The 25,458-nt window shown below is 64.8% G+C and carries 23 protein-coding genes and 1 pseudogene; 5 read left to right on the top strand and 19 right to left on the bottom strand.

Going from position 1 to position 25,458, the window contains the following annotated elements; translation table 11 throughout:
* Positions 1-53: 53 nt before the first annotated feature.
* From AC3RCP_RS15000 to AC3RCP_RS14965, 8 genes are all read right to left on the bottom strand, one after another.
* A complete protein-coding gene (locus tag AC3RCP_RS15000) occupies positions 54-3,146 on the bottom strand; it encodes an MdtB/MuxB family multidrug efflux RND transporter permease subunit (protein ID WP_492570237.1) in 3,093 nt (1,030 codons plus the stop codon).
* On the bottom strand, positions 3,143-4,459 hold the full coding sequence (locus tag AC3RCP_RS14995) for an MdtA/MuxA family multidrug efflux RND transporter periplasmic adaptor subunit (protein ID WP_101337833.1): 1,317 nt from the start codon (positions 4,457-4,459) through the stop codon (positions 3,143-3,145). The genes AC3RCP_RS15000 and AC3RCP_RS14995 overlap by 4 nt, the downstream gene beginning before the upstream one ends.
* 175 nt (positions 4,460-4,634) lie before the next feature.
* Entirely contained in the window at positions 4,635-5,135 is a 501-nt protein-coding gene (tpx, locus tag AC3RCP_RS14990; protein WP_007927663.1) for a thiol peroxidase, read from the bottom strand.
* Positions 5,136-5,322: 187 nt separating this feature from the next.
* On the bottom strand, positions 5,323-5,766 hold the full coding sequence (locus AC3RCP_RS14985) for an SRPBCC family protein (protein ID WP_492570235.1): 444 nt from the start codon (positions 5,764-5,766) through the stop codon (positions 5,323-5,325).
* A gap of 377 nt (positions 5,767-6,143) precedes the next feature.
* Positions 6,144-6,815 carry a DUF3313 domain-containing protein gene (locus AC3RCP_RS14980; RefSeq protein ID WP_007927665.1) on the bottom strand — a complete coding sequence of 224 codons (672 nt, stop codon included), beginning with the start codon at positions 6,813-6,815 and terminating at the stop codon, positions 6,144-6,146.
* Between the two features lie 171 nt (positions 6,816-6,986).
* A complete protein-coding gene (locus tag AC3RCP_RS14975) occupies positions 6,987-7,952 on the bottom strand; it encodes a hypothetical protein (RefSeq protein WP_492570233.1) in 966 nt (321 codons plus the stop codon).
* A gap of 236 nt (positions 7,953-8,188) precedes the next feature.
* Positions 8,189-8,683 (bottom strand): DUF934 domain-containing protein, encoded by a 495-nt coding sequence (locus AC3RCP_RS14970; protein ID WP_492570231.1) that lies wholly within the window; start codon positions 8,681-8,683, stop codon positions 8,189-8,191.
* Positions 8,684-8,758: 75 nt separating this feature from the next.
* Positions 8,759-10,432 carry a nitrite/sulfite reductase gene (locus tag AC3RCP_RS14965; RefSeq protein ID WP_492570229.1) on the bottom strand — a complete coding sequence of 558 codons (1,674 nt, stop codon included), beginning with the start codon at positions 10,430-10,432 and terminating at the stop codon, positions 8,759-8,761.
* A 485-nt stretch (positions 10,433-10,917) separates the two neighbouring features.
* Between AC3RCP_RS14965 and ccoN the strand changes: the two genes are divergently transcribed.
* The 4 genes and pseudogenes from ccoN to AC3RCP_RS14945 all read left to right on the top strand — a co-directional run bounded on the left by ccoN (position 10,918) and on the right by AC3RCP_RS14945 (position 14,489).
* Positions 10,918-12,345, top strand: a complete 1,428-nt coding sequence (gene ccoN / locus AC3RCP_RS14960; RefSeq protein WP_492570227.1) for a cytochrome-c oxidase, cbb3-type subunit I — start codon at positions 10,918-10,920, stop codon at positions 12,343-12,345.
* An 83-nt stretch (positions 12,346-12,428) separates the two neighbouring features.
* Entirely contained in the window at positions 12,429-12,656 is a 228-nt protein-coding gene (locus AC3RCP_RS14955; protein ID WP_102681179.1) for a CcoQ/FixQ family Cbb3-type cytochrome c oxidase assembly chaperone, read from the top strand.
* 106 nt (positions 12,657-12,762) lie between these two features.
* Positions 12,763-13,077 (top strand): annotated as a pseudogene (locus tag AC3RCP_RS14950) (PAAR domain-containing protein); the annotation flags it as partial.
* A 1,016-nt stretch (positions 13,078-14,093) separates the two neighbouring features.
* A complete protein-coding gene (locus AC3RCP_RS14945) occupies positions 14,094-14,489 on the top strand; it encodes a hypothetical protein (protein WP_007930255.1) in 396 nt (131 codons plus the stop codon).
* A 10-nt stretch (positions 14,490-14,499) separates the two neighbouring features.
* Here the strand turns inward: AC3RCP_RS14945 and AC3RCP_RS14940 are convergent, their stop codons facing one another.
* Both AC3RCP_RS14940 and AC3RCP_RS14935 read right to left on the bottom strand, forming a co-directional pair.
* Entirely contained in the window at positions 14,500-14,991 is a 492-nt protein-coding gene (locus AC3RCP_RS14940) for a hypothetical protein (RefSeq protein WP_492570225.1), read from the bottom strand.
* A 68-nt stretch (positions 14,992-15,059) separates the two neighbouring features.
* Positions 15,060-15,866: a helix-turn-helix domain-containing protein gene (locus AC3RCP_RS14935; RefSeq protein ID WP_492570223.1), complete on the bottom strand. Its 807-nt coding sequence runs from the start codon at positions 15,864-15,866 to the stop codon at positions 15,060-15,062.
* A 79-nt stretch (positions 15,867-15,945) separates the two neighbouring features.
* On the opposite strand from AC3RCP_RS14935, the gene AC3RCP_RS14930 reads away from it, so the two are divergent.
* Positions 15,946-16,647, top strand: a complete 702-nt coding sequence (locus AC3RCP_RS14930) for an aspartate/glutamate racemase family protein (protein WP_492570222.1) — start codon at positions 15,946-15,948, stop codon at positions 16,645-16,647.
* 124 nt (positions 16,648-16,771) lie between these two features.
* Here the strand turns inward: AC3RCP_RS14930 and AC3RCP_RS14925 are convergent, their stop codons facing one another.
* From AC3RCP_RS14925 to AC3RCP_RS14885, 9 genes are all read right to left on the bottom strand, one after another.
* Complete coding sequence (locus tag AC3RCP_RS14925) at positions 16,772-17,290, bottom strand: GNAT family N-acetyltransferase (RefSeq protein ID WP_101337827.1); 519 nt, start codon at positions 17,288-17,290, stop codon at positions 16,772-16,774.
* Positions 17,291-17,448: 158 nt separating this feature from the next.
* The gene (locus AC3RCP_RS14920) at positions 17,449-18,444 is read right to left on the bottom strand and encodes a LysR family transcriptional regulator (RefSeq protein WP_053260999.1); all 996 of its coding nucleotides are present in this window, start codon (positions 18,442-18,444) and stop codon (positions 17,449-17,451) included.
* Positions 18,445-18,543: 99 nt separating this feature from the next.
* Positions 18,544-19,497 (bottom strand): peptidylprolyl isomerase, encoded by a 954-nt coding sequence (locus AC3RCP_RS14915; protein ID WP_492570221.1) that lies wholly within the window; start codon positions 19,495-19,497, stop codon positions 18,544-18,546.
* Entirely contained in the window at positions 19,494-20,015 is a 522-nt protein-coding gene (locus tag AC3RCP_RS14910; protein ID WP_492570219.1) for a YbjN domain-containing protein, read from the bottom strand. The genes AC3RCP_RS14915 and AC3RCP_RS14910 overlap by 4 nt, the downstream gene beginning before the upstream one ends.
* A gap of 20 nt (positions 20,016-20,035) precedes the next feature.
* Entirely contained in the window at positions 20,036-20,698 is a 663-nt protein-coding gene (locus tag AC3RCP_RS14905; protein ID WP_492570478.1) for a DNA repair protein, read from the bottom strand.
* Positions 20,699-20,732: 34 nt separating this feature from the next.
* The gene (locus AC3RCP_RS14900; RefSeq protein ID WP_101337824.1) at positions 20,733-22,427 is read right to left on the bottom strand and encodes a putative porin; all 1,695 of its coding nucleotides are present in this window, start codon (positions 22,425-22,427) and stop codon (positions 20,733-20,735) included.
* Positions 22,428-22,470: 43 nt separating this feature from the next.
* Positions 22,471-23,178: an energy transducer TonB family protein gene (locus AC3RCP_RS14895; protein WP_053260994.1), complete on the bottom strand. Its 708-nt coding sequence runs from the start codon at positions 23,176-23,178 to the stop codon at positions 22,471-22,473.
* A 3-nt stretch (positions 23,179-23,181) separates the two neighbouring features.
* Entirely contained in the window at positions 23,182-23,607 is a 426-nt protein-coding gene (locus AC3RCP_RS14890) for an ExbD/TolR family protein (protein WP_007928991.1), read from the bottom strand.
* A gap of 11 nt (positions 23,608-23,618) precedes the next feature.
* Positions 23,619-25,442 (bottom strand): DUF2341 domain-containing protein, encoded by a 1,824-nt coding sequence (locus tag AC3RCP_RS14885; protein ID WP_492570217.1) that lies wholly within the window; start codon positions 25,440-25,442, stop codon positions 23,619-23,621.
* Positions 25,443-25,458: the final 16 nt, after the last annotated feature.

Genomic DNA, 25,458 nt, shown 5'->3' with positions numbered 1-25,458 from the left:
TGGCTTTTGATTCAGCTTGCCGCTTGCAGCTTGAAGCTTGCCGCTCACGCCCCTCACCCCACTTCTCCTAGGGCTGGCTTGGCAAACCGCCGCCCCAGCCGGTCGAACGCCAGGTAGATAACGGGCGTGGTGAACAAGGTCAGGATCTGGCTCAGCAACAGGCCGCCGACCATCACCAGGCCCAGGGGCTGGCGCAGTTCGGCGCCGGAACCGGTGGCCAGCATCAGCGGCACGGCGCCGAACAGCGCGGCCAGGGTGGTCATCAGAATCGGCCGGAAACGCAGGAGCGCCGCCTGGTAGATCGCCTGCTCCGGGGCCATGCCCTGGTTGCGTTCGGCGTCGAGGGCGAAGTCGATCATCATGATCGCGTTCTTCTTGACGATGCCGATCAGCAGGATGATGCCGATGATCGCGATCATGCCCAGGTCGTTGCCGCTGAGGATCAACGCCAGCAAGGCGCCCACCGCCGCCGACGGCAGCGTGGAGAGGATGGTGATCGGGTGGATGTAGCTCTCGTAGAGCACCCCGAGCACGATGTACATGGTCACCACCGCCGCCAGGATCAGCAGCAAGGTGCTCGACAGCGAGGCCTGGAACGCCTGGGCCGCGCCCTGGAACTGGGTCTGCACGCCCACCGGCATGCCGATGTCCTGCTGCACCTGTTCGATGACGTTCACCGCCTCGCCCAGGGCCACACCGGGCGCCAGGTTGAACGACATCATCACCGCCGGGAACTGGCCGATATGGGCGATGGCCAGTTGCGCCTGGCGCTCCTCGACCCGGGCCAGGCTCGACAGTCGCACCTGGCCGCCGTCGGTGGTTTTCACATGGATCTGTTCCAGCGCCTGCGGGCCGATGGTTTCCCCGGCCTGGGCCTGCAACACCACGCGGTACTGGCTGGCCTGGGTGTAGATGGTGGAAATCTGCCGCTGGCCGAAGGCGTCGTACAGCGCGTCGGTGATGTTCGACACCGAGACGCCGATGCGCGAAGCGGCGTCGCGGTCGATCACCAGGTACACCTGCAAGCCCTTGTCCTGCAGGTCGCTGGCGACATCGGTGAGTTCCGGGCGGTGAGCCAAGGCATCCACCAGGCGCCCGCTCCACAGGGCCAGCAGGTCGGCATCCGGCGACGACAGGCTGAATTGGTACTGGGTGCGACTGACCCGGTCCTCGATGGTCAGGTCCTGCACCGGCTGCATGAACAGGCGGATGCCCACCAACCGGTCGACCTGGGGCTGGATGCGCGCGATCACCTCGGCGGCGCTGAGGTCGCGTTCGCGGTGCGGCTTGAGGTTGATCAGCAGCCGGCCGCTGTTGAGGGTGGCGTTGTCGCCGTCGACGCCGATATAGGACGACAGGCTTTGCACCGCCGGGTCGGCCAGGATGATTTTCGCCAGGTCCTGCTGACGTTGGCTCATGGCGGCGAAGGACACCGACTGCGGCGCTTCGGAAATGCCCTGGATCACCCCGGTGTCCTGCACCGGGAAGAAGCCCTTGGGCACCACCATATAAAGGAACACGGTCAGCGCCAGGGTGCCGACGGCCACCAGCAGGGTCAGCGGCTGATGTTTGAGCACCCATTGCAGCCACCGACCGTAGCTGGCGATCAGCCAGTCGATCCAGGCGCCGCTGGCACGGTAGAACCGCCCCTGCTCTTCTGCCTTGGGCTCACGCTTGAGCAGGCGCGCGCACATCATCGGCGTCAGGGTCAGGGACACCACCAGGGAAATCAGGATCGCCACCGCCAAAGTGATGGCGAACTCGCGGAACAGCCGCCCGACCACGTCGGCCATGAACAGCAACGGAATCAATACGGCGATCAGCGACAGGGTCAGCGACACCAGGGTGAAGCCGATCTGCCTGGCGCCCTTGAGCGCGGCCTGCATCGGGCTGTCGCCCTCCTCGATGAAGCGCGAGATGTTCTCCAGCATCACGATCGCGTCGTCGACCACGAAGCCGGTGGCGATGGTCAGGGCCATCAGGGTCAGGTTGTTGACCGAAAAGCCCGCCAGGTACATCACGCCGAAGGTGCCGATCAGCGACAGCGGCACGGCGATCGACGGGATCACCGTGGCGCTGGCCCGGCGCAGGAACAGGAAGGTCACCATCACCACCAGGGCGATGGCGATCAGCAGTTCGTGCTGCACGTCGGTGACCGAGGCGCGGATGGTCTGGGTGCGGTCGGTGAGCACGGTGACGTCAAGGCCCGCCGGCAGGTTGTCGGTGATGCTCGGCAGCAGCGCCTTGATCCGGTCCACCACCTCGATCACGTTGGCCCCGGGCTGGCGCTGGATATTCAGCAGCACCGCCTGGTTCTCATTGGCCCAGGCCGCCAGGCGTTCGTTCTCGGCGCCGCCGGCGATCTGCGCGACATCTTTCAGGCGCAGCGGCGCGCCATTCTTGTAGGCCAGGATCAGCTCGGCGTAATCCTTGGGCGAGGTCAGCTGGTCGTTGGCATCGAGCATCGACACCCGGGTCGGGCCGTCGAAGTTGCCCTTGGGCTGGTTGACGTTGGAGGCGCCGATCAGGGTGCGCACGTCCGACAGGTTGAGGCCGTTGGCCGCCAGGGCCTCGGGGTTGACCTTGATCCGTACCGCCTGGCGCTGGCCGCCGGCGATGCTGACCATGCCGACGCCGCTGATCTGCGCGATCTTCTGCGCCATGCGGGTATCGACCAGGTCGTTGAGCTTGGGCAGCAGCATGGTCTTGGAGGTGATGGCCAGGGTCAGCACCGGGGTGTCCGCCGGGTTGACCTTGTTGTACACCGGCGGCGCCGGCAGATCGCTGGGCAGCAGGTTGGTCGCGGCGTTGATCGCCGCCTGCACCTGCTGCTCGGCGACATCCATATTGATGTCGAGGTTGAAGCGCAGGGTCAGCACCGAGGCGCCGCCGGAGCTGGTGGAGGCCATCTGGGTCAGGCCGGGCATCTGCCCGAACTGGCGCTCCAGGGGCGCGGTGACCGCGCTGGTCATCACGTCGGGGCTGGCGCCGGGGTACAGGGTCATCACCCGGATGGTCGGGTAATCGACCTGGGGCAACGCCGAGACCGGCAACAGGCGATAGGCGATCAGGCCGGCCAGGACAATGGCCAGCATGCTCAGGGTGGTGGCTACCGGGCGGAGGATGAACAGCCGCGAGATATTCATGCGCCGACCTTGCCCGCCGGCATCTCGGTGGCCGGCGTGGTCGCCGAGCTGGCCGGCTGGCCCTGCAGGTGCTGGGTCGGGGTGGCCGGCACTTCTTCGGTGGTGTTGACCACTTCCACTTCACTGCCGTCCTTGAGGCGGTCGGTGCCTTCCAGCACCACGCGGTCGCCGGCTTCCAGGCCGGCCTTGATCACGGTGGAATCGCCGTTGCTGTCGCCGACCTGCAGCTGGCGGATCTTGACCTTGTTGGCGCCGTCCAGGGCATAGACGAAGGTGCCGTTGGTGCCGAACTGGATCGCCGCCGACGGCGCCAGCACCACGTTTTTCAGGGTGTCGGCAAGCACGCGCACGTTGACGAACTGATTGGGGAACAGCGCCTGGTCGCGGTTCTCGTAGCGCGCCTTGAACTTCAGGGTGCCGGTGGTGGTGTCGATCTGGTTGTCGAGGCTTTGCAGCACGCCGCTGGCCTGCAGCGCCTGGTCGCCGCGGTCCCAGGCTTCCACCGGCAGCCTGGCGCCGCTGCGATAACGCTCCAGCACCCTGCTCAGGTTGTTCTCCGGCAGGGTGAAGGCCACGCTGATCGGCTGGGTCTGGGTGATGATCGCCAGCGCGGTGGTGTCGTTGGCCGCCACCAGGTTGCCGACGTCCAGCTGGCGCAGGCCGACGCGGCCGGTGATCGGCGCGCGGATCTTGGTGAATTCGAGGTTGAGCTTGGCGTCGTTGACCGCTGCCTGGTTGGTCTTGACCGTACCCTGGTACTGGCCGACCAGCGCCGCGGCGGTGTCCAGGGTCTGCTTGGCGATACTGTCCTGGGCATACAGGCCGCGATAACGCTCGTAGTCGACCTGGGCGTTCTTCAGTTGCGCCTGGTTCTGCAACAGCGTGCCTTCGGCCTGGAGCAAGGCGTTCTGATAAGGCCGCGGGTCGATTTCCGCCAGCAGGTCGCCGGCCTTGACCATCTGCCCTTCCTCGAACGCCACCTTGACCAGCTCACCGGCCACCCGGCTGCGCACATTGATGGTGTTCAGCGCGGTGACGGTGCCCAGCGCCTTGTAATACAGCGCGAAGTCCCCGCGCGTGGCCGGCGCCACCCGCACCGGGATCGGCCCGCTCGCGCCGCCAAACCCCGGCCGCATAGACCCGCTGCGACCGGTGTGTCCGGCCGCGGCCTTTTGCCCGGTGGCATCCTTTGGGGTGGTCGAGGCCGGCCAGAACTTCCAGCACAGGCCGACGATGGCCAACAGGACAAGCAGGCCGAGCAGCCAGCGACGGGAGTTGCGGGAAACGGAGGATTGCATGGAGTGATCAACCATTGGGCGCGAGGGGATCTTTTTCAGAAGGCTGAAAGATAAGCACTGGCCGGTGTTTAGCAAAGCGCCTTTACCGGCAATTTACCTTGGGCTTACGTTTGCAAGTGTCTGCTAAGCCACTGAAGCACAAATAAAAACGGCCTGGACAGGGCCAGGCCGTGAATAATTGTAAAACCTGTTACTTCAGAACGGCCAAGGCCGCGTCGTAGTTCGGTTCTTCAGCGATTTCCTTGACCAGCTCGCTGTGCAGCACGGTGTCGTTCTCGTCCAGTACCACCACCGCGCGGGCAGTCAGGCCGGCCAGTGGGCCGTCGGCAATGGCCACGCCGTAGTTCTCGATAAACTCGCGGCCACGCAGGGTCGACAGGTTCTGCACGTTTTCCAGGCCTTCGGCGCCGCAGAAACGGGCCTGGGCGAACGGCAGGTCAGCCGAGATGCACAGCACCACGGTGTTGTTCAGGCCGCTGGCCTGGGCGTTGAACTTGCGCACGGAGGTGGCGCAGGTCGGGGTGTCGACGCTCGGGAAGATGTTCAGCACTTTGCGCTTGCCGGCAAAGCTGCTCAGGGTGATGTCGGCCAGACCGGCGCCTACCAGGGAGAACGCTGGCGCCTTGGCGCCGGCTTGTGGCAGTTGGCCGTTGACTTGAACCGGGTTGCCTTTAAGGGTGACTTGAGCCATGAACGGAGTCCTTTTAAACGATTGTCATTGAACAGCTGTAAAGAAAATCGAGAGGCCGGAAGTTAAACATGAAATGGCCCGGCCACCTATGCCCGGGATACAAATTGTAGAACAAGCCCCGAGAGCGGAGCGCAACTCTGGAGGCCGTTGAAACACCGGCGGAACGCGAAAACACTGTAGGCCTGCTTCAACCCAGCAAGCGCAACATAGTGCGATGCCGGGCCGCGAAAATGCGCGCCATGTAGGCATTGACCACCAGCCATTCCACAGGTGCGCCGCCCAGCGCCCGATAAGTCACCCGGTCGGTATACAGGGTACCCCCGTCGCAGGCCTCGACCCGGTGTTCATGACGGAAGGCACGCAGCGGCCCCTTGAGCATCTCGTCGACGAAATGGCGATCGCTGACTTCACGTATAACCACCGCCCATGTCACCGGTATGACACTCCACATCCAGTGGCGAAAGCTGAACTGGCGCCCGACGCTGATCCGCAGGTCATTGATATCCACGCCCCGCAAGGGGGTGATGCGTTCGGGAAAGATCTTCGGGAAGTTGGCGCCTTCAAGACAGAAATCCAGCACCCGGGCCGGGCTGCGACCGGCAATGAAAGTCGTGCGTTCGAGCACAGGCATGCTGGAAAATCCTCTTGAAAGCCTCAAAAACCTCATTCAAGACATCATAAATACTTTCTATCTATATGTTTTTATTGAATTTATTCAACTTAATAAATCACTTTAACTTAACCACTCCAAAAGAATGGAAATAATCACACTTCACATAAATAAGAAGGCACAGCCTGAAGCTCCGCCACCACTCGATCCTGGAGCAGGCCACCCTGCCGCGGATGTGAAAACCTGTCACGGACGATGCCGTCAACAGGCCTTGCGCCCTCGCCTCGCCAGCGAAACCTGTGTTCTTGATTGACTGCCGGAACGGCTCAGTGAAGGGGTCAGGTATTCGCCCTGACCCCGACGCAGTGGGCAAAAAAGCTCGGGGAGAAACCCCGGCCCTACTGTTTTTTCAGTTTCTGGAAGGACTGATGCAGGTCGGAGGCCCAGCCGTCGATGACGTTTTTCACGTCCGCAGGCTGCATGACCTGGGTGTCGTTCTGCAGCGGCTTGCCGCTGCCCTTGCGTACCACCTGGGCGATCACCTTGTTGTTGCCGCCGTCGATGAACTGCGCCTCGGTACCCAGGGTGGTCTCCTGGTCGCGGATGCCGCTGGCCGTGCTCACCGCCGCCGCCACCAGGGCGATGGGAATGATTTCGTAAGGCTTCAGGCCTTCGGTCTTGCTGCTCACGGCCGTGATCGCCGCGCGCACCACAATCACCCCCGGCCCCGGCGCGGTGGCTAGCGGCAAGTCCTTGCCGATCTCGCGCTTGAGCGCCTCGTCGTAATAGCGGTTGATGCCGTACAAGGTGTTCTGCGGGATCTTCACCGTCGGCTGCGGCTTGGGGTAGAACTGGGTGGGCTCGATATAGACGCTGCGGTACTGCTTCAGGTCCAGCTTGGGATCGACCCAGCGCATCACCTCGACGCCGGACGGCGACTTGGCTTCCTTGAGCTGGCTGTAGTCGCCGAGAAAACCGGAGTACTCGTCGGGTTGGGTGACGTTGCTGGAACAGCCCACCAACCCTAGGGAGGCCAGGCACAGCGTGCTCATCATTGATGCGAGCTTCATAGGGTAACTCCTGTCAGAAATCCGGAAGCGCTACTGGTTTTAGGAAGTGTAGGTATAGCCAATAGCGGGCATATCAGCACAGCAAAAGCGGATTAATCGCCAAAGCAGGCCAGAGAATTCTTAGCAGATCGGAAAGATACAGGTGCAGCGTCAACGCTGCACCTCTCCCCATTACCAGGTGGTTCCGCGCCTTGCCGCCGCCTCGCGCAAGGCGTTGATGCGCATGGCCTTGAGCAGGGAAAAGGTCCCGGCCAGGATGATCACGACGCCAAATACGAAGTCGATGCCGTACAACTGGTAGTCCTGCAGCGGCCCGACCAGGAATACCCGCACCGCCGCCACGCCCAGCAAGGTAGCAAGAAAGTCGATGGTCGGCTCGTCGCGATACAGCACCATCAACAGCGGCAGGCACAGCACCAGCAACAACAGCAGCACGATGATCTTGAACGAGCCTTTGCGCTCGATGCTGAAGGCGCACTCGCTGGCGCCATAGGCGGGATAGTCGCCGGGCTGGACCAGGCTGTTCTGCTCGGCGATGTAGTCCGCCGGGTTGTACAGGCGGGTCGGGGTAAAGGTATTGGACAGGTTCAACTGCGTGGTGATGCGCTTGAACGGCAGGTCGACCTGCTCGTTGCCCTTGAGGATGTACAGCACCGGCTTGTAGCCGTAACGGTAGACCTCGAAGGGAAACCGGCTGGACTCGCCGTTGACCCGGATCGGCCGGCTCTCCAGGTCGGCGTAGGCATTCTTGTGCGGCGAACTGAAGTTGCGGTTCAAGGGCTTGACCTTGACCTCTTCAAAGAACAACGGCGGCATGCTGTAGGTGGACTGCAAGGGTTCCAGGCGCAGTTTCAGCGGGTAGCGGCCCAGCTCGTAGCGGTTGTAGGTGCGCTCGGAAACGTTGACCTCCCCCGAGACCTTGAATTCGCCCTGGGTGCTGTTGGTGACCCTGAGCAGCAGGTAGTCGCGCTTGAAGGAGTGCACCGAATCCGCGGCGGGGCCGCACCAGCCGTAGCTGTCGAGAGGGTCGCCGAGGCGCCCGCTGCGGGCATCCTGGTACACATAGAAATAGCCGACCCACAGGGTCAGGAGCAGCAACAACGAAAACAACCCGAGTATCTTTTTAGCAACGCTCACAGCCGCGACTCTCTTCCATGGATAGCTCATGCCAGGCGCGCCGGCGACTGATCGCCGGACGCCAATCCCTGGCTCCTTCATAAGAGGTGCGACTCTACCAAAGCGCCATCATCGACCCAAGGACAAATGCCCCTGGCGGCCAGACAATGGCCGTTGCCTGCCCTGTTCCCGGGCGACTGTGAGCATCGGTCGAAGCGCCGGCCCGGGCAGGCGCTGCTCTTCAGCGGCAGCGGATCTCAGCGGCGCCGGAACAGCGGCCGCGGCTCGATCGCCGAGCGCCCGTAGAGCACGCTCATGCCCGCCAGCCCCTTGAGGGCGTCGTCGGCACATTTGTCTTCGCGGATGGCAAAGCTGTCAAAACCGCATTGGCGCATATGGCTGAGCTGGTCGCGCAGCACATCGCCCACCGCCCGCAGTTCGCCCATCCAGCCCAGCCGGGTGCGCAGCAGGTAGGCCTGGCTGTAGGCACGGCCGTCACGGAAGCTGGGGAAGTCCAGGGCGATCAGCGGGATCAGCTTGAGCCAGGGCCGCAGGCTTTCCACCTCGTCGTCCGGGCCGAGCCAGACTCCGTCCCGCGCCGACTCGTGCTCGATACGGCGGATCAGCCAGCGGGCCAGCGGCAGAATCAACGGGCCCTGGGGCAGCGGGCCGTCCACCTCGCGCACCAGACTCCAGGGATCGTCCTCGACCCGCCCGGCCTGGCCATCTTGCAGACGCAGCAGATTATTCATGGCTGTAACTCCTGGCTCATGGCTGTAATTCCTCGCTCACGGCTGTGCCTTCTATTGCGCGATCGCGCTGCGGGCTCATGGCTGCGCCTCCAGTACTTTCGGATAGACCCGCTCCTTGAACGGCTCCAGACCGATGCGCTGCACGGTGTCGACGAACAGTTCTTCGCTCTCCCGGTAACGCACGAAGGTGGCGATGATGCGCTCGATCACCCCCGGCACTTGCTCGGCGCTGAACGACGGGCCGATGACCTTGCCCAACGCGCTGTGCTTGCCCTGGGCGCCGCCGAGGGTGATCTGGTACCACTCGCTGCCGTTCTTATCGACGCCGAGGATGCCGATATTGCCGATGTGGTGATGGCCGCAGGCGTTCATGCAGCCGGAGATGTTCAAGCTGATGTCGCCCAGGTCGTGCAGGTAGTCGAGGTTGTCGAAACGCGCCTGGATCGCCTGGGCGATGGGGATCGACTTGGCGTTGGCCAGGGCGCAGAAGTCGCCGCCGGGACAGGCGATGATGTCGGTCAGCAGGCCGACGTTGGCGCAGCCCAGGCCCTGTTCGCCGGCCAGCCGCCACAGTTCATGCAGCGCGGTCTTGGGCACGTCCGGCAGGACGATGTTCTGTTCGTGGGCGATACGGATTTCCCCGAAACCGAAGGCCTCGGACCAGTCGGCCACCGCCTCCATCTGCGCCGCCGTCACGTCTCCGGGCGGTGAGGCGCTGCCGGGCTTGGTCGACAGCACCACGCTGGCGTAGCCCGGCACCTTGTGCGGCTTGACGTTATGCGCCACCCAGCGCTCGAAAGCCGGCTCCTCGGCCAGGCGGCTGCCGTAGTCGAGATCGGTGGCCGGCTGGCGCTCGTAGAGCGGCGGCACAAAGGCACTGGCGACCCGCTGGTATTCGGCCTCGGTCAGTTGCGCCGGGCCGTCCTTGAGGTGCTGCCACTCCTCCTCCACCTCTTTGGCGAAGGCCTCGATACCCAGGGCCTTGACCAGGATCTTGATCCGCGCCTTGTACTTGTTGTCGCGCCGGCCGTGGCGGTTATACACCCGCAACACCGCCTCGACGTAGGACAGCAGGTGCTGCCACGGCAGGCCGTCGCGGATCTGCTGGCTGAGGATCGGCGTGCGCCCCAGGCCGCCGCCGACCATCACCCGCAGCAGCATCTGCCCGCGCCAGTCGCGGTACAGGTACAGGCCGATGTCATGCATCATGATTGCCGCCCGGTCCTGGCGGGCCGAGCAGATGGCGATCTTGAACTTGCGCGGCAGGAACAGGAATTCCGGGTTGATGGTCGACCACTGGCGCAGGATCTCCGCCAGGGGCCGCGGGTCCATCAGCTCGTCGGCGGCCACCCCGGCGAAGGCTTCGGTGGTGATGTTGCGCACGCAGTTGCCGGAGGTCTGGATCGCATGCATCTCGACATTGGCCAGGCGTTCGAGGATGTCCGGCACCTGGGCCAGCTCGATCCAGTTGAACTGCATGTTCTGCCGGGTGGTGAAGTGGCCGTAGCCGCGGTCGTAGTCGCGGGCGATGCTGGCCAGGGTACGCATCTGCCGTGCACTGAGGGTGCCGTAGGGAATGGCCACCCGCAGCATGTAGGCATGCTTCTGCATGTACAGGCCGTTCTGCAGGCGCAGCGGCAGGAACTCCTCTTCGCTCAGCTCGCCGGCCATGAAGCGTTCGACCTGATCGCGAAACTGCGCCACCCGTTCAAAGACCAGGGCCCGGTCGTACTCGTCATAGTGATACATGTCACGGCCTCATCAGTGCTGACCCCGATCCCGCCCTTGAAGCCGCTGTAATCCTGTAGCCGCTGCCGAGTGCAGCAAGGCTGCGATCGGCTGCAAGGCAGCCGCAAAACCGGCATATGCGCTCTGTCAGCCAGACCGCACCATCCGGGTTGCAAGCGCTCCGTCGGGATGCCGCCCATTCGCTGCCTCGCTGCGCTCGGCAGCGGCTACAGGGCCAGGGTGGCCACGGGGTTATGCATTCCAGGGGTGAACCGGGGGTTTTGGTGTGGCGGTGACTATGCACTTGCAGCTCAGGACGTTACAGATTCAGGTAAACACTAAAAAACCGTATCAGCAGCTCTCTGGCCTGTGCTGGCAGGCGGTCAATCTGATCCGTATTAATGCAGTTTTTCTGAGCCTGTTTTGTTTCGCCCGTGCTTTCTACAGTGCATGGCATGCCAGGCCGGGTGGCCTGGCAAGCCTTTGCAACCGTGGAAGCATTGACCATGAGCACAGCAACAATGGAACCGGCCTACAACTACAAGGTGGTACGCCAATTCGTCATCGCCACCGTGGTCTGGGGCGTGATCGGCATGGCCATGGGGGTGTGGATCGCCTCCCAGCTGGTCTGGCCGCAAATGAACCTCGACCTGCCCTGGACCAGCTTCGGCCGCCTGCGCCCGCTGCACACCAGCCTGGTGATCTTCGGCTTCGCCGGCAGCGCCCAGTTCGCCGCCAGTTACTACGCGGTGCAGCGTACCTGCCAGGTGCGGCTGTATTCCGACAAGCTCGCCGCCTTCACCTTCTGGGGCTGGCAGTCGGTGATCCTGATCATGCTGGTCACCCTGCCGCTGGGCTACACCACCACCAAGGAATACGCGGAAATCGAATTCTCCGGCGCGGTGTGGATGGCCGTGGTCTGGGTGGTCTACGGCATCGTGTTCTTCACCACCGTGGTGCAGCGCAAGACCAAACACATCTACGTCGGCAACTGGTTCTTCGGCGCCTTTATCCTGGTGATCGCCATGCTCCACGTGGTCAATCACCTGTCGATCCCGGTGGACTGGTTCAAGTCCTACCCGGTGTACTCCGGCGCCACCGACGCCATGGTCCAGTGGTGGTACGGCCATAACGCCGTGGGCTTCTTCCTGACCACCGGTTTCCTCGGGATGATGTATTACTTCGTGCCCAAGCAGGTCGGGCGCCCGGTGTATTCCTATCGCCTGTCCATCGTGCACTTCTGGGCGCTGATCACCCTGTACATCTGGGCCGGCCCGCATCACCTGCACTACACCGCCCTGCCGGACTGGGCGCAATCGCTGGGCATGGCCATGTCGCTGATCCTCCTGGCGCCGAGCTGGGGCGGCATGATCAACGGCATGATGACCCTCTCGGGCGCCTGGCATAAGTTGCGCACCGACCCGATCCTGCGGTTCCTGGTGCTGTCCCTGGCCTTCTACGGCATGTCGACCTTCGAGGGGCCGATGATGGCGATCAAGACGGTCAACGCCCTGTCGCACTACACCGACTGGACCATCGGCCACGTCCACGCCGGCGCCCTGGGCTGGGTGGCGATGATCACCTTCGGCGCCATCTACCACATGGTGCCCAAGGTCTTCGGCCGTGAGCAGATGCACAGCATCCCACTGATCAACCTGCACTTCTGGCTGGCGACCATCGGCACCGTGCTCTACATCGCTTCGATGTGGGTCAACGGCATCACCCAGGGCCTGATGTGGCGCGCGGTCAACGACGACGGCACCCTCACCTACTCCTTCGTCGAGGCCCTGCAGGCCAGCCACCCGGGCTTTATCGTGCGCTTCGCCGGGGGTGTGTTCTTCCTCAGCGGCATGCTGCTGATGGCCTACAACACCTGGCGCACCGTGCGCGTGGCCGACCCGCGCCTGGCCCTCAACGACGCCCAGATCGCCTGATCGCCCAAGCCACGACCACGACCACGACGCGGGCCACACCCGGCCCGCGTCGCTCATCCCTCCTGCAGCACAGCGAGCCCCCGATGATCGAATTCGCCCTTGACCTGCTCGGCGTGACCTTCCTCTACCTGAGCATCGGCTACTGCCTGCGTCATCAATCGGCCAAGAGCCTCGACGACGCCAGCCTGATCCCCTTCGCCGACGACCCGGACGTGGCGCGCCGGGTGGAACTGGCCACCGGCAAGAAAATCAACGCCGTGGCGCCGGAACCGCAAACCGCCAGGCCCGGCTGGGGCAATATGGAGGTCTGACCCCGCCTCGCGGCCTGATCGCCACTGCGCGCCAAGGACAACCGATTGGCCAGCGGCCGGGGTTTCGCTTAGTCTTCGCCGCTGACTAAACACGGACGTTTCGAAAATGAGCGGAAAACCAGCAGCCCGGGTAACCGACCCGACCTCCTGCCCGATGCCGGGCCATGGCACCAACCCCATCGTCAGCGGCTCCCCCGATGTCCTGTTCGACGGCCTGGCCGCAGCCCGGCGCGACGACCAGAGCGCCTGCGGCGCGGCGATCGTCGGTGGGGTGTCGGCAACCGTCTTCATCAATGGCCGTAATGCAGCGGTACAGAGCAGTACCGGTAGCCACGGCAGCATTATCGTCGGCGGTTCGGGCAGTGTGATCATTGGCGATACCGTTACAGCGGCGCCGGTCAGCGCGGTGTCGGCGATGCCGAACCTGGCGGCGGCCACAGCGGCCCTAGTGCCTGCCGCTGCCCCACAGGCCGCAGCGCTGGCTGGCGCGCCAGCCGTGGCGGCACTGGCTCCGACCATCCCGGCGGTCGTCGCTGATCCGCGAGCAGCGGCAGCAAAAATTCTCGACGACTTTCAAGCGGCGCCTATGAAGGAGCGGATTTTCAACGATCAGGCTCACCCCATGGGCACCCCGCAAGACCCGTTCGAGAAGAGCAAGATTCACGAGCAGATCGAGGCTCGCCTGGCAAAGGCGCAAGGCGGCAGCCTGAAACGTTTTCATCCAATCAGCCCCTACCCCGACCAGAAAGACACCAGCCTCTGCGGTCCGGCCACCTTCTTCTATGCCTTGCTGATGGACCGTCCCGACCTGTACGCAAAAGCCATCACCGAGCTATGGGAAACGGGTGAAACCACCATCGGGCAGTTGCACATCAAGCCGAGCCACGGCGCCTGCAATCCGAAAAACTTCAGCCGTGGCACAGAAGGCGACCGCATTTGGGCTATCGACTGGATCACCCTGGCCTGCTTGCGCGACAGTGAAAACCTGCTGTTCGCCTATGACGAGCCGGATGACATGTTCTCCGGGATCACCCTGCCCGCCGGGCTCGGAAAATGGTTCAAACAAGCGGGAGCCGAGATTCTTTTCGACAACATCCAGTTCTCGTCCCATATAAACCAGGATCAGTTGAGCGAACTGTTCCAGTACATCCGCCCCGGCACTCATATGGCGACCCTTATCGGTGCGGGGATGCTGGCAGCCAATGCAGGGCAAATGAAAAACCACTGGGTGACCTGGGAGCAACCAGCGAAAACCTTATCCGGCCCCATCACCTCGACCACGGCACCCAGTGACACCATCAGTTCCTCGATGATCTTTTCCTGGGGTGAGTTATTGCATCAGATCCCAGCGGGATCGACCCTGCAGACCATTCTCAAATACATATACGGCGGCCTTGTGTTCAGCAAGATCCCTTGAACAGCTCCCAGGAAACTCCCATGAAGCGCGCACTGATTTCATCTATTGGTCTTTCACTCATGCTCAGCGGTTGTGGGCTGGGATTTCTTCCGGGCTGCTATACCCGCCCGGATCTCACGATGCAGCCAGAGACCCTGCCCACCGCCGTCGTCGGCCAGCCGTTCAGCGTCAAGCTGGAGGTGGTGGGCGCCGATACGCCACTGACCGGTTTTTATATTCACCCCGACCATCCGTTACCCGAGGGGCTGGAGTTGAGTTACCAGAAAAGAACCCATTACGCGCTGATCACCGGTAAACCGCTGACACCGGGCACCTATACCATCAACGCGTATACCAGCAGCTACGGTACTCAATGCACAGGGCAGGAAGCACAGAGGACCTATCAACTCAAGGTGCTGGAAGCTGCGCAGCCCTGATCCCGGGCCCTCACCCACGCTCCCGGGGAATCAGCGCCTGCAACTGCGACGCCAGGAAGTTGCCGTCGAAGGTAAAGACGTCGGACTCCTTCAGGCCGTTGGCCTGGCGCCATTGCCAGCTGCCGTCGGCTAAGCCCACCAGGGACACGCTGCCGTAACGCGCGGCGGTCAGGCCCATGACCGCCAGGGAAATCTGCCCGGCGGCGCCCATCACATCGGGCACGAACTCCACCGGTTTGCCGGCGATGACGATGGTCAGTTTCTCGGTCTTGAAGGTCGAGGTTTTCACCGGGACACTGGGGCTGAAGGCCAAGTAGGGTTCCCGGCTCAAGGCCAGCAGGTCCGGCATCAGCACCGGTGCCAGCCACTGCTGGATATGCTCGAACAGCTCGGTGATACGGCTCGCCCAGACCACCTTCTGGCTTTCGAACAGTTGTTTCTTGTGGGCTTCGCTTTCTGCATAGCGCCGAAGCATCTCGCCCAGTTGCCGTACGTCGTCCATGTTCATGCCTCTTCGAGAAACCGCGGTTGCGGACCTTGAGCATGGCAGATGGGGATGTCGGCGTATGACTAAAAACCTGCGCGGTACTGGCTGGGGGTCAGGCCGAGGACCTTGCGAAAGGCGCTGCCCATATGGGACTGGTGGGCGAAGCCGGTTTCCAGGGCGATGGCGGCGAGCGGCAGGTCGCTGCGTTCGATCAGCCGGCGCGCCGCCTGCACCCGGACTTCGACCAGCCAGGCATGGGGCGTCATGCCGATGGCGCGGGTAAAGTCGCGTAAAAAGCGCAGTTCGTTGCGCCCGGTGCAGGCCGCCAGTTCACCGAGCGATAGGGGCTCGGCGTACTGCTGCTCGATCAGCGTCAGCACCCGGCCGAACTCGGTGCGCCTGGCGACCTTGGCCGGTGCTGGGTCGAGGGCGGCCAGGCCGGCGAACTGCAGGGCACATTGTTCCAGGGCCAACGGATCGCCGGCGGGTTCCAGCAACAGCCGCCGCGCCTGGCGTCCCAGCGCCAGGGCCCGGGCGTGTCCGGGTCGTTGCAAGCGTCGCGAACCGCGGGCGATGCCCAGGGCCTGGGGGTCGGCCAGCCAGCGCAGCAGCAGGTATTCACCGCCCTGGGGCGACTCGGAAAACACCTCGACCCCGGCCGGGGTCAAGGCCAGGGTTCCCGGCCAGCTGTCGAAATCCTCGCGCCGGTCGCTGCCGATGGCATGCACGCCCTGCTGGCGCTCCAGGCTCACGCCGAGGCTTTGCCACTGCAGCGGATCGCGCGCACTGTAGGCCGCGCGCGGCAGCAATTGCAGGTCGAGCGTGCCGCCCAGCAGTTCGCGGCGCAGCAACTCGGGATCCTGGACTTTGCTGCTCAGCACGCCGGGCATGTGAAATTTCTTGATAGATCGCAGGGCTGCGTCACGGGACACTCTCGGCATTCAGGTTTGTCAGCAACAGGAGCTGTGTATGCGCACCATCGGCCTTATCGGCGGCATGAGCTGGGAGTCCAGCGCCGAGTATTACCGCCTTATCAACCAACAGGTACGGGACCGTCTCGGGCCGCTGCGTTCGGCGCGGTTGCTAATGTACAGCGTCGACTTCGGGCCTGTCGAACAGGCCCAGCACGCCGGGCGCTGGGACCTCGCGGCCGGGATCCTGGTGGATGCGGCGCGCCGCCTGGAGGCCGCTGGCGCTGAATGCGTGGTGCTCTGTACCAACACCATGCACAAGGTCGCCGACGAGATTCAGGCCGTGCTGTCGGTGCCCTTCCTGCACATCGCCGACCCGACCGCCGAGGCCGCCCTCGAGGCCGGCACCCTCAGCGTGGGCCTGCTGGGCACGGCCTTCACCATGGAACAGGATTTCCTCAAGCAGCGCCTGGTCGATCGCGGCCTCAAGGTGCTGGTGCCGGACGCCACGGACCGCCAGGCCGTGCACCGGATCATCTACGACGAGCTGTGCGTGGGCGTCATCAGCGAGGCCTCGCGCCAGCGCTACCAGCAGGTGATCCAGGCCCTGATGGAGCGCGGCGCCCAGGCCATCATCCTCGGCTGCACCGAGATCGGCCTGCTGCTCAAGCCCGAACACAGCCCCCTGCCGCTGCTGGACACCACCGAGCTGCATGCGCGGGCGGCGGTGGCGTTTGCCCTGGGCGATCAAGAGACATGATCTGTAGCCGCTGCCGCAGGCTGCGATGGTCCGGGCCACGCTGGTCGTAGGACCTCTGGCGCCCGGAAGATCGCCACGCCCGTTCCGGGCGATCGCAGCCTGCGGCAGCGACTACAGGGGCGAGTCAGGCCTGGAGCGTGCGGCGCAGGCGCGCCATGCTCACGACGTCGACATACTGGCCGTCGCGCACCGCGTAGTCGCGCAGCCGGCCTTCGCTTTCGAAGCCGAACTTGCGGTACAGGCCCAGTGCGGCTTCGTTGTCGGCGAACACCGTCAGTTCTACCCGTTGCAGGTTCATCCAGTTGTCCGCCACCTCCAGCACCGTCGCCAACAGCCGGCTGCCAACGCCCTGGCCCTGCCATTCCACCGCCACGCCCATGCCGACGCTGCCGCAGTGGGCGCGGCGGATGCGCGAGTATTGCTCGATGCTGCAACTGCCGATCACCGCGCCCTGGTGCAGCGCCACCAGGGCCACCCGCCGTTCGTTGTCCGGCGCCAGGCGATTGCGCCAGACCTCGGCGGACTGAAACGGCATCTGCAGCACCTGGCGGGCGACCGCGGGGTCGTTGTACAGCGCGGTAACGCCCTGCACATGGGCTTCGCTGAAACGTTCGATGACGATGCTGGGGATCTCTGCGGGCATAAGTCTTCCTTGGTTCATGCGATACAGCAGATGAGTGTAGAGCGCCAGCGCCGCGGATGGCGAGCGCCGGGCACAGGGATTCTCTCTGTAGGAGCCAGCTTGCTGGCGATGCCGGCGCCGTGTATCAGGCAGGACGCCATCGCGAGCAAGCTTCGCTCCTACGGAGGCGTGCCGTCGAAGTCGAACCACTCGCTGCGTTCCCGGAAGGTATTGAGGATCAGGTCGACCAGCTGTTGTACTTCGGCGTCGTGCTCCACTTCGGCGTTCACCGCCATCCACACCTGGCGCGCCATGGCCTCGTCGAACAGCCCGGGCAGTGCCGTCAGGCCGCGGTCGAAGCGGCTCATGTAATGAGGCAGCAGGCCGATGCAGGCGCTGCAGCGGATCATCTCCAGCATCAGCTCGTAGGAATGCACCTGCACCACCCCCGCCAGGCGCTGCTCCACCAGCTGGTTCCACGGCCGCAGCGGCTCGACCTGACGGTCCTGCTGCCATTGCACCAGCATGTAGTCGGCCAGATCGTCCAGGCTGTCGGGACGCGCCGCGACCCGCGAATAACGCTTGGCGATATGCGGCAGGTAGTCCAGGCGCACCAGCGGCTGCGGCGCGCTGGTGACGAAACTCGGCCCCGGCTTGGGCGAATCCACCCCGCCCAGCCACACCACCACGTCCGCGCTCAGGGCCCGCAGCGACAGCTCGCTGTCGATGGAGATGATCTCCAGGCGCACGCTGGCGTTGCGCCGCAACAGGGCAATCAGGTCGCGACCGAGGATGTCGTGCAGGATCGATTCGGCCACGGCCAGGCGCAGCAGCGGCTGTTCGAGCACCGGTAGCATGCGCTCATGGGCCAGGGCGATCAGCTGCGCCTTGAGCTGCTGGCCTTCGCGGCTGAGGCTCAGGGCGCTGCCCTGGAAGCTGAACAAGGGGCGGCGCAACTGTTCCTCCAGGTGCGCCAGCTGTTTGCGCAGCAGCGTCGACTTGATGTTCAGGCTGCGCGCCGCCTGCATGAAGCAGCCGCAACGGGCGGTGACCAGGAAATACTGGGCCAGCTCCGGCTCGATCCCGGCAGCCAGGGCCAGCCAGGCTTCCCGGGGTTCGGCCTGGGCGATGTAGGGGGTGATGCCCGAGATCGGGACGGGTTCGAGAAAGGACATGAGTGACTCCCTGTCGTGTGGGTGATGGCATCCATTGCACGTTATTCGTAGCAGGTTGGCCGGCGTTGCCATCCATAGCGGTATCGGCCACACCGCCCCCTACAGCTTCTCTTCCAGCACCTTGTTCAACTGCGCGCCGTCGATACTCAGGGTCGCGGTGTCGAGCATGCCTTCCAGGTAGGCCTTGGCGATCTGTTCCTGGCGCTGCGCCCGCAGGGCCTGGGTCAGGCGTTCGCGCAACTCGTCCAGGGTCGCCGTGCGGGCCGGTTGCTGCTCGGTCAGCCTGAGCACATGAAAACCCGCCGCGCTCTGCACCGCATCGGACACCGCGCCGACCTTCAGGCGCGCCACCGCACCGCGGACCTCGGGCAGCAGTTGCTGCAATGGCTGCAACCCGGAGTCGCCGCCGCGCCGGGCGCTGTCGGGGTCCTGGGAATACTGGCTGGCCAGGGCGGCGAATTCGCCGGGGGCGGCCTGGGCCTTCTTGCTCAGTTCCTGGGCCTGCTTGCGTGTCGCCTCCAGCGCCTGCGGCTCATTCACCGCGAGGAAGATCTGGCTGACCCGGTACAAGGCCGGGGTCTGCCACTGCGCCTTGCCCGCGTCGTAGGCCTGCTGCAACTCGGCCTCGCTCGGGTAGCCGGCCGGGACCTGGCTGACCGAGCGCAAGTAGTCGCGAAAGACGATCTGCTCAGTGGCCACCCGGGTCTGCAAGGCCACCTCCGGACGCTGGCGCCAGCCCTGGGCATCGGCCTGTTCGAGCACGGCCTTTTCCGCCAGGCGCGTGCGAATCCAGTTTTCCAGGGCCGGGCGATTGCCCCGCAGCTGCTCGCGGGACGCCTCGGGCAACGCCGCGAACAGCGCCTTGAGCTCCTCCGGCGCCACCCGCTGGTTACCCAGGCGCGCCACCGCCGGACCGTCGTCGACCGGGCTGGCTAGCGCCACCCTGGGCTGTTGCGCCGCCACCGGGTCGCTGCCCGGGCGTACGCCCAGCCACACCGCCAGCGCCACCAGGGCCAGGGCGCCGACACTGACCACCAGGCTTGGCTTCTTCACTGCCCAGGCACCTCAACGACAGCCTCGGCGGCGGCCGCGGGCGCTGCGTCAGGCGTCGTTTCAGGTGCATCGGCCTGGGCCTGCAGGCGCGCAGCGTGCTGGCTGTAGTCGCGCAGGTAGACGATGAACTCCTGCAACAGCCGATCCCAGAGTTCCAGCTGGCTGCGCAGGTGATCGGCGCCAACCCCGGCCACCACCACGTCCATTTCCATCACCAGGAACTCGCCCTGCACCGACAGCCGGGCAAAGCGCCGCGAGGCGTTCCACAGCTCGGCCAGGCCCGCCGGCAACTCGCCCTGGACCCGCAGCGCGCAGCTGAAGGTGAAGTCCACATAGCGGCCCTGTTCAGCCCCCGCCGCGTTGCCGAAGCGCACGGCGTAGCCGATGCCCTGGCTGGCGCTGAGCAGTTGCACGATGCCGTTCTGGTCAGTCTGGTTGACCCGGTAGCCGGCCCCTTGCAGCAGCTCGGTGAGGCTCTGCGGGGTGACGCTGGCGATCAGTTGCGCTTGTTCAGTCATGCTCGATTCTTCCCTGGTATTCAGTGAGTGCTCGCTGCCCGCGGGGCATCGAACTGGGTTTTGTACAACTCGTCACCAAAGCCCTGGGCCAGTTCCTCGAACTTGACCCGAGCGCCGCCGGCGAACGGCTGGCGGATTTTCATCACTTCGGCCACATCGATCTTTTCGTAGGCCGCGAGAATCTCTTTGGCCACGCCATACATCTGCTGATTCTTGACCGAACATTGCTGCACTTGTGTGTCACGCTCGCTCAATTGCGCCTCAAGCCTGGCCCGCTCGGCCTCTTTGGCCCGGGCCATGACCAGCAGTTCGTCATAGGCCTTCTTGAACTTGCCGATCTGCTCGCTGCTGGCAGCCATCTGCGCCTGGGCCTGGCTGTGCAGGTTCTGCTGCTGGCCGGCCAGTTGCTCGGCGACGCCGCGGGCCTTGGCCAGGTCGGCGGTCAGTTGCTTGATCTGCGCCTGCGCCTGTTTGGCCTGGTTCTCGGCGGCGACCCGGGCGGCGCTGGCCTGGGCCTGTTCGCTCTGCAGGGCCTGCAACTGCTGGGTGGTGCTGCGCAACTGGGTGCGCAGGCGCTCCTCCATGCCTTCGGCGCTGGCCCCGCTGGCCATCAGCACGCCCAGGGTCAACAACAGACCGCGCCCCAACCACAGGCAGCGCCCTGCCCTGGCTCGCGTGTTCATATCGAGACTGTTCATAGCAATGCACCCCTGCGCCCTAGAAGCGCGTGTTGATTTCAAGCTGCAAGACATCGATGTCGAACGGCGCGCCGTACACCGCCTCGGAACTCAGCCAGCGGCCGGTGGCGAAGACGTTCTTGGCCAGGCCGTAGTTGCCGCCGAGGAAATAACCCTTGGCGTTGGTGCCGCCGAGGTGGAACGAGGAATCGTTGAAACCGTCAGGCAGCGCATCGGGCTGGATGTACTTGTAGCCGGCGAACAGGTTCCAGTCGCCCTGCTTGGCCAGCTCCAGGCTGTTGCCCAGGGTGAACTGCACCATCCAGGCGTTGGCGCCGCTTTCCAGCTCGCCATTGCTGTCCAGGTTGTTGACGATCTGGCCTGCGGAGCGCTTGCGCATCTCGCCTTCGTCGTAACCCAGGTTGTGGATGTAGTTGGCCTGGCTGCGCAGCTTGAAGTTCTCCGGCAGGTCGGCGTCCCACGTAAGGTTCAAGTCCAGCAGGTTGAACTCCGAGGCCAGGCCGACGAACTGCGGCTGCGCGGTGGCGGCCGGGTTGAGCGGGTTGGGCGTGATGTCGCGCAGCAGGAATACGCTGTTGCCCTTCTGCATGAAGGCCACGCGGCTGCCGTCGCTGTCGCAGCCCGGCGCCCCGGCCCAGGGTTCGCAGGCACCGGAGCGCTGGCCCTCGATGTCGTCGAAGCGGTAGTAGGCCAATGCGCCCTTGAGCCGGTGGTTGCCGTTGATCGCCCAGTTGGCGCCGATCTGCGCGCCGTACAGCCATTTGTTGTCGCTCTCTTCCTTGTCGAAGCCGTTGCTGGTGGAGGTGTCGTTGGTGTACTCCACCGGGAACGCACCGACCGTACCGAACAGGCCCCAGTCGCGATTGAGCTTGTGGTTGAAGATCGCCGCCACGCCGTCGAAGTTCAGGTCGTTGGAATACAGCAGGTCGGTGGAGAAGAACGGGTTGGCGATCCGCCCGCCGGTCAGGGTCAGCGCGTCGGTGGCCTTCCAGGTCAGGTAGCCCTGGTCGAGCCAGATGTCCTTCTTGCCGAACCCGCCGCCCAGGGTCTGGGTGGTGGACACCGGGTTGTTGTCCGAGCCGGTACCGATGCGGATGCCGGCGGTCCAGTCCTCGGCGACCTGGGCCTTCATGCCCAGCCGGGCGCGCAGGCGGAACAGGTTCTCGCGGTCCTCGCGGGTGTTGAGCAAGGGCGGCAGGTTGGAGCTGCTGTTGGGGTTGACGTCGTACGGGCCCTTGTCGTTGAGCTTGGCGAAGTCGACGATTTCGTTGCTGTTGCTGCCCGAGTAGTAGCGCGACTCGTCGCGCAGGCGAATGTCGCCGTCGAAACTGATGCGCGACACCCAGTCCGGGAAGGTATTGGGCTGGGCCCAGTTCTCCTGTTTGGCGGTGGCCATGACCTCAGCCTTGACCTGGTCGCGGATCTGGTCGCGGACGATGGCCGGCACGTATTGCACCCGCACATCCCCCGGCGTCGCCGCCGGCCCTGCCGCCACCGCGGTGCTGGCCTGGCGCGCCTGCTGCGCTTCGCGCTCGGCCTGGGCGATCAGGCCGTCGGCCTGCTCCTGTTTCAGCACGCCCTGCTGCACCAGCAAACGGATCAGATTGATCGTGGCGTTTTCCGAGGGCGCAGCGGGCGCGGCCGCTACCGGTCCCACCAGGGTCGCGATGACCATGCCGATCGCCAGGGACAATCGATTCACGTTGGAAATCATTTGCACACAGCTCCTTTTGGCAAAACTTGCATCAGTCGTTCGGTTAACCCGGACGCCGCCCCTGCAGGGACAGGCGTACAGGCAGGGTCAGGGAGGCCGGTGGCCGCTCCGTCAAATGCGCCGCGCCGCGCAAGGCGGCCAGCACCTGGGTGTCGATTTGCGGGTTGCCGCTGGACTTGACCAGCTCGACCCGGGTGATCTCGCCGACGGCGCTCAGCCAGACGTCGGTTTGCAGCGAAAAGGCCTGGTTGCGCAGGTCCGGGTTTTCCCGCAGCACGCGCTGGAAGGTGAAGGCCAGGAACTGGCTGTAGGTGCCGTTGCCCAGGCGCCCACCGCCGGAGCCGGCCATGCCGCCGCCCTTGCCGGCGCCGATGTTGAAAGCGTCGCTGCCGGCCTGGGCATCGCCATCCATCTGCATCGGGTTAGCCAGGTCGTCCACCGGCGACGGCGGCGCCTCTTCCTCGGGCTTGACCTGCTCCGGCTCCGGGGTCGGTTCCGGTTCGGGCACCTTCTCCTCGACCGGCGGCTCCGGCTCCTTGGGTTTTTCCGGCGGCGGTGGCGGTGGTGGCGGCAGCGGGATGATGGTCGGCACCTTGGGCGCCTCACGGCGCACCCCGCTCATGTCGTTGGCCCACTGCCAGAGCAGCCAGGCGGCGCCAGCCCCCAGCAGCAGGCCCACGCCCCACTTGAGCAGGCGCGGCGCCGTGCGGTTCTTCACTGGCGGCAACTGGATAGGTTGTTGTGCGGTCATGGCTCAGCCCTGGCTCGGTTTGCCGGTGACCAGCCCGACCTGGGACAGTTCCAGCCGGCGCAACAGGTCCAGGACCTCGATGACCTTCTGGTACTGCACCGTGGCGTCGCCGCGCACGATCACCGGGAAGTCCGGGTTCAGGGCCTTTTCCATGCGCAGGCGTTCTTCCAGCTCCGGCAGCGTCACCGGGTAGGCGTCGAGGAACACCTGGCCGCCGTCATTGACCGAGATCGCCTTGGTCTTGGCCTCGGACAGCGACACCGAAGCGCTGGCCTTGGGCAGGTTGATCTGGATCCCGGAAACCTGGGCGGTGGCGGTGAGGATGAACATCACCAGCACCACCATCAGCACGTCCACCAGGGGCGTGATGTTGATGCTGTCCACTGGCGCGTCGTCATCGTCGTCGTGGGAGGCATTCACAGAAGCCATGACGTTTCTCCTCAGGCCGGCACGCTGGCGTTATGAGCCCGCGCGGGCGCGGCTTCACTGGACTGGCTGGCGCCATGCAACTCGGCCAGGCGGGTGATGAACTCGTCAACGAACACCCGCATGTCGGCGCTGACTTCCTTGTTGCGGGTGATCAGCCGGTTGTAGCCAAACAGCGCCGGGATCGCGACGAACAGGCCCATGGCGGTGGCCAGCAGGGCCGCGGCCATGCCCGGGGCGATGGCGTTGATGTTCACGTCGCCGGCCATCGCCGTGCCGAGGAACACCACCATGATCCCCAGCACCGTGCCCAGCAGGCCGATGTAGGGCCCGCCGGCGATGGCGTTGGACAGGGTCGAGAGCTTGGAACCGAGCTGCTGGTTCTCGCGGGTGCGCACGCCGTCCATGGAGCAGCGGATGGCCTCGATGGTCGCCGCCGAGACCGACGAGGTGTCGGCGCCCTGCTCGCGACGGGTGCGGATCTCCTGGACCGCCACCTGGTACAGGCGCCACAGCGAGGAATGCTCCAGGTGATGGGCCAGATCGCGGTCGTCGGCGAACATTTCCAGGCGGGTGCCGACCCGGGCGAACTGCTCGCGGAACAGCTGGTTGGCACTGCTGACGCGGCTGACCATGCGGTTCTTGCGGATCATGATGATCCACGACTGGAACATCATCAGCACCAGCACCGCGATGATCACCCAGGCGTCCACCGGCACGGCCTTGAGCAAGAAACCCAGGCTGCCGAAACCGAAGCCCGACTGTTCTTCATCGACGCCGTACACCACCAGTTTCGACTCGGCGCCCTGGGCCGCGGCATCGGCCAGCAGCAGGCCAGCGGGACGGGCCACCTTGGACAGGCGCAACTCGTCGATGGCGCCATTGAACGGCAGGAAGGCACTGGCCTCGGCCGCTGCCCCTGGCGTTGATGCCGGCGGCAAATCGGCGCCGATGGCCAGCGGCGAATTGAACGCCGGCAGCGCCACCGCCAGGCGAGCGCTTTCGCGGCCATTGACCAACAGCGCCAACTGGCTGCCCTGGGCGGTCAGGGCCAGGTGCTGCCACTGCCCGGGGTTGAGCGGCTGGGTCGACACCGCGCGCTGGCCGTCGACCTCGACAAAAGGCACGCCCTGGTTGACCCCGATCAGCAGGCTGCTGGCCCCTTCACGCCGGGCCAGCAGCAACTGTTCGCCGCTGGCCTGGTCCAGGCGCAGCCAGGCACTGAAGGTAAAGGCGCCGTCGGCGTTGTGTTGCAGCGACGGGCTGGCCGGCAACAGCAGCGGCTGGCCGTTGAACTGCAAGGCCCGGCCGATGACCCCATCGATGCTCGCGCCGGTGACATTCTGCGCATGGTTGCCGTAGGCCGTGGTGTCCTTGGCCGGGGTGCCGTTGGCGCCGTCGAAGTGATAGAGGGCGATGTAGTTCGGGTCGAAGGTCAGCTGGCCGTTGGCGGTCGCCGGGGCCTTCTGGTTGCCGTAGTACATCCAGATGTCCTGGCGCTGGCCGCCCTCCACGTTCGGCACATCGACCCAGACCAGGGCCATGCCCATCAGCGGGTCGAAGCTTTCGATCTGGTGGTTGAACACGGTCTTGTCATCGGCGCTGACAAAGCGCAGGTCGGAGCCGTCTTCCTTGACCCCGTCAAAGCTGAAGTTGCCGGTGTGCAGGCGCACCAGCAGCGCGGTGCGGCCCAGGGCCTGGTTGATGGCCGCGCCTTGCGGCGTGGTGTCGATGGAGATCTGCTTGCGGTAGTGCCAGTCGTCCTGCCACCACGCCTGGGCGGTCGCCGGGAGTACGAAGCCCAGGCAGATCAACAGGGAAATCAGTAAGCGCTGCATGAAAGTTACTCCGTGA

This window comes from Pseudomonas sp. GW822-FHT05A08 (assembly GCF_058800485.1).
This window is presented reverse-complemented; position numbering and strand designations above follow the sequence as displayed.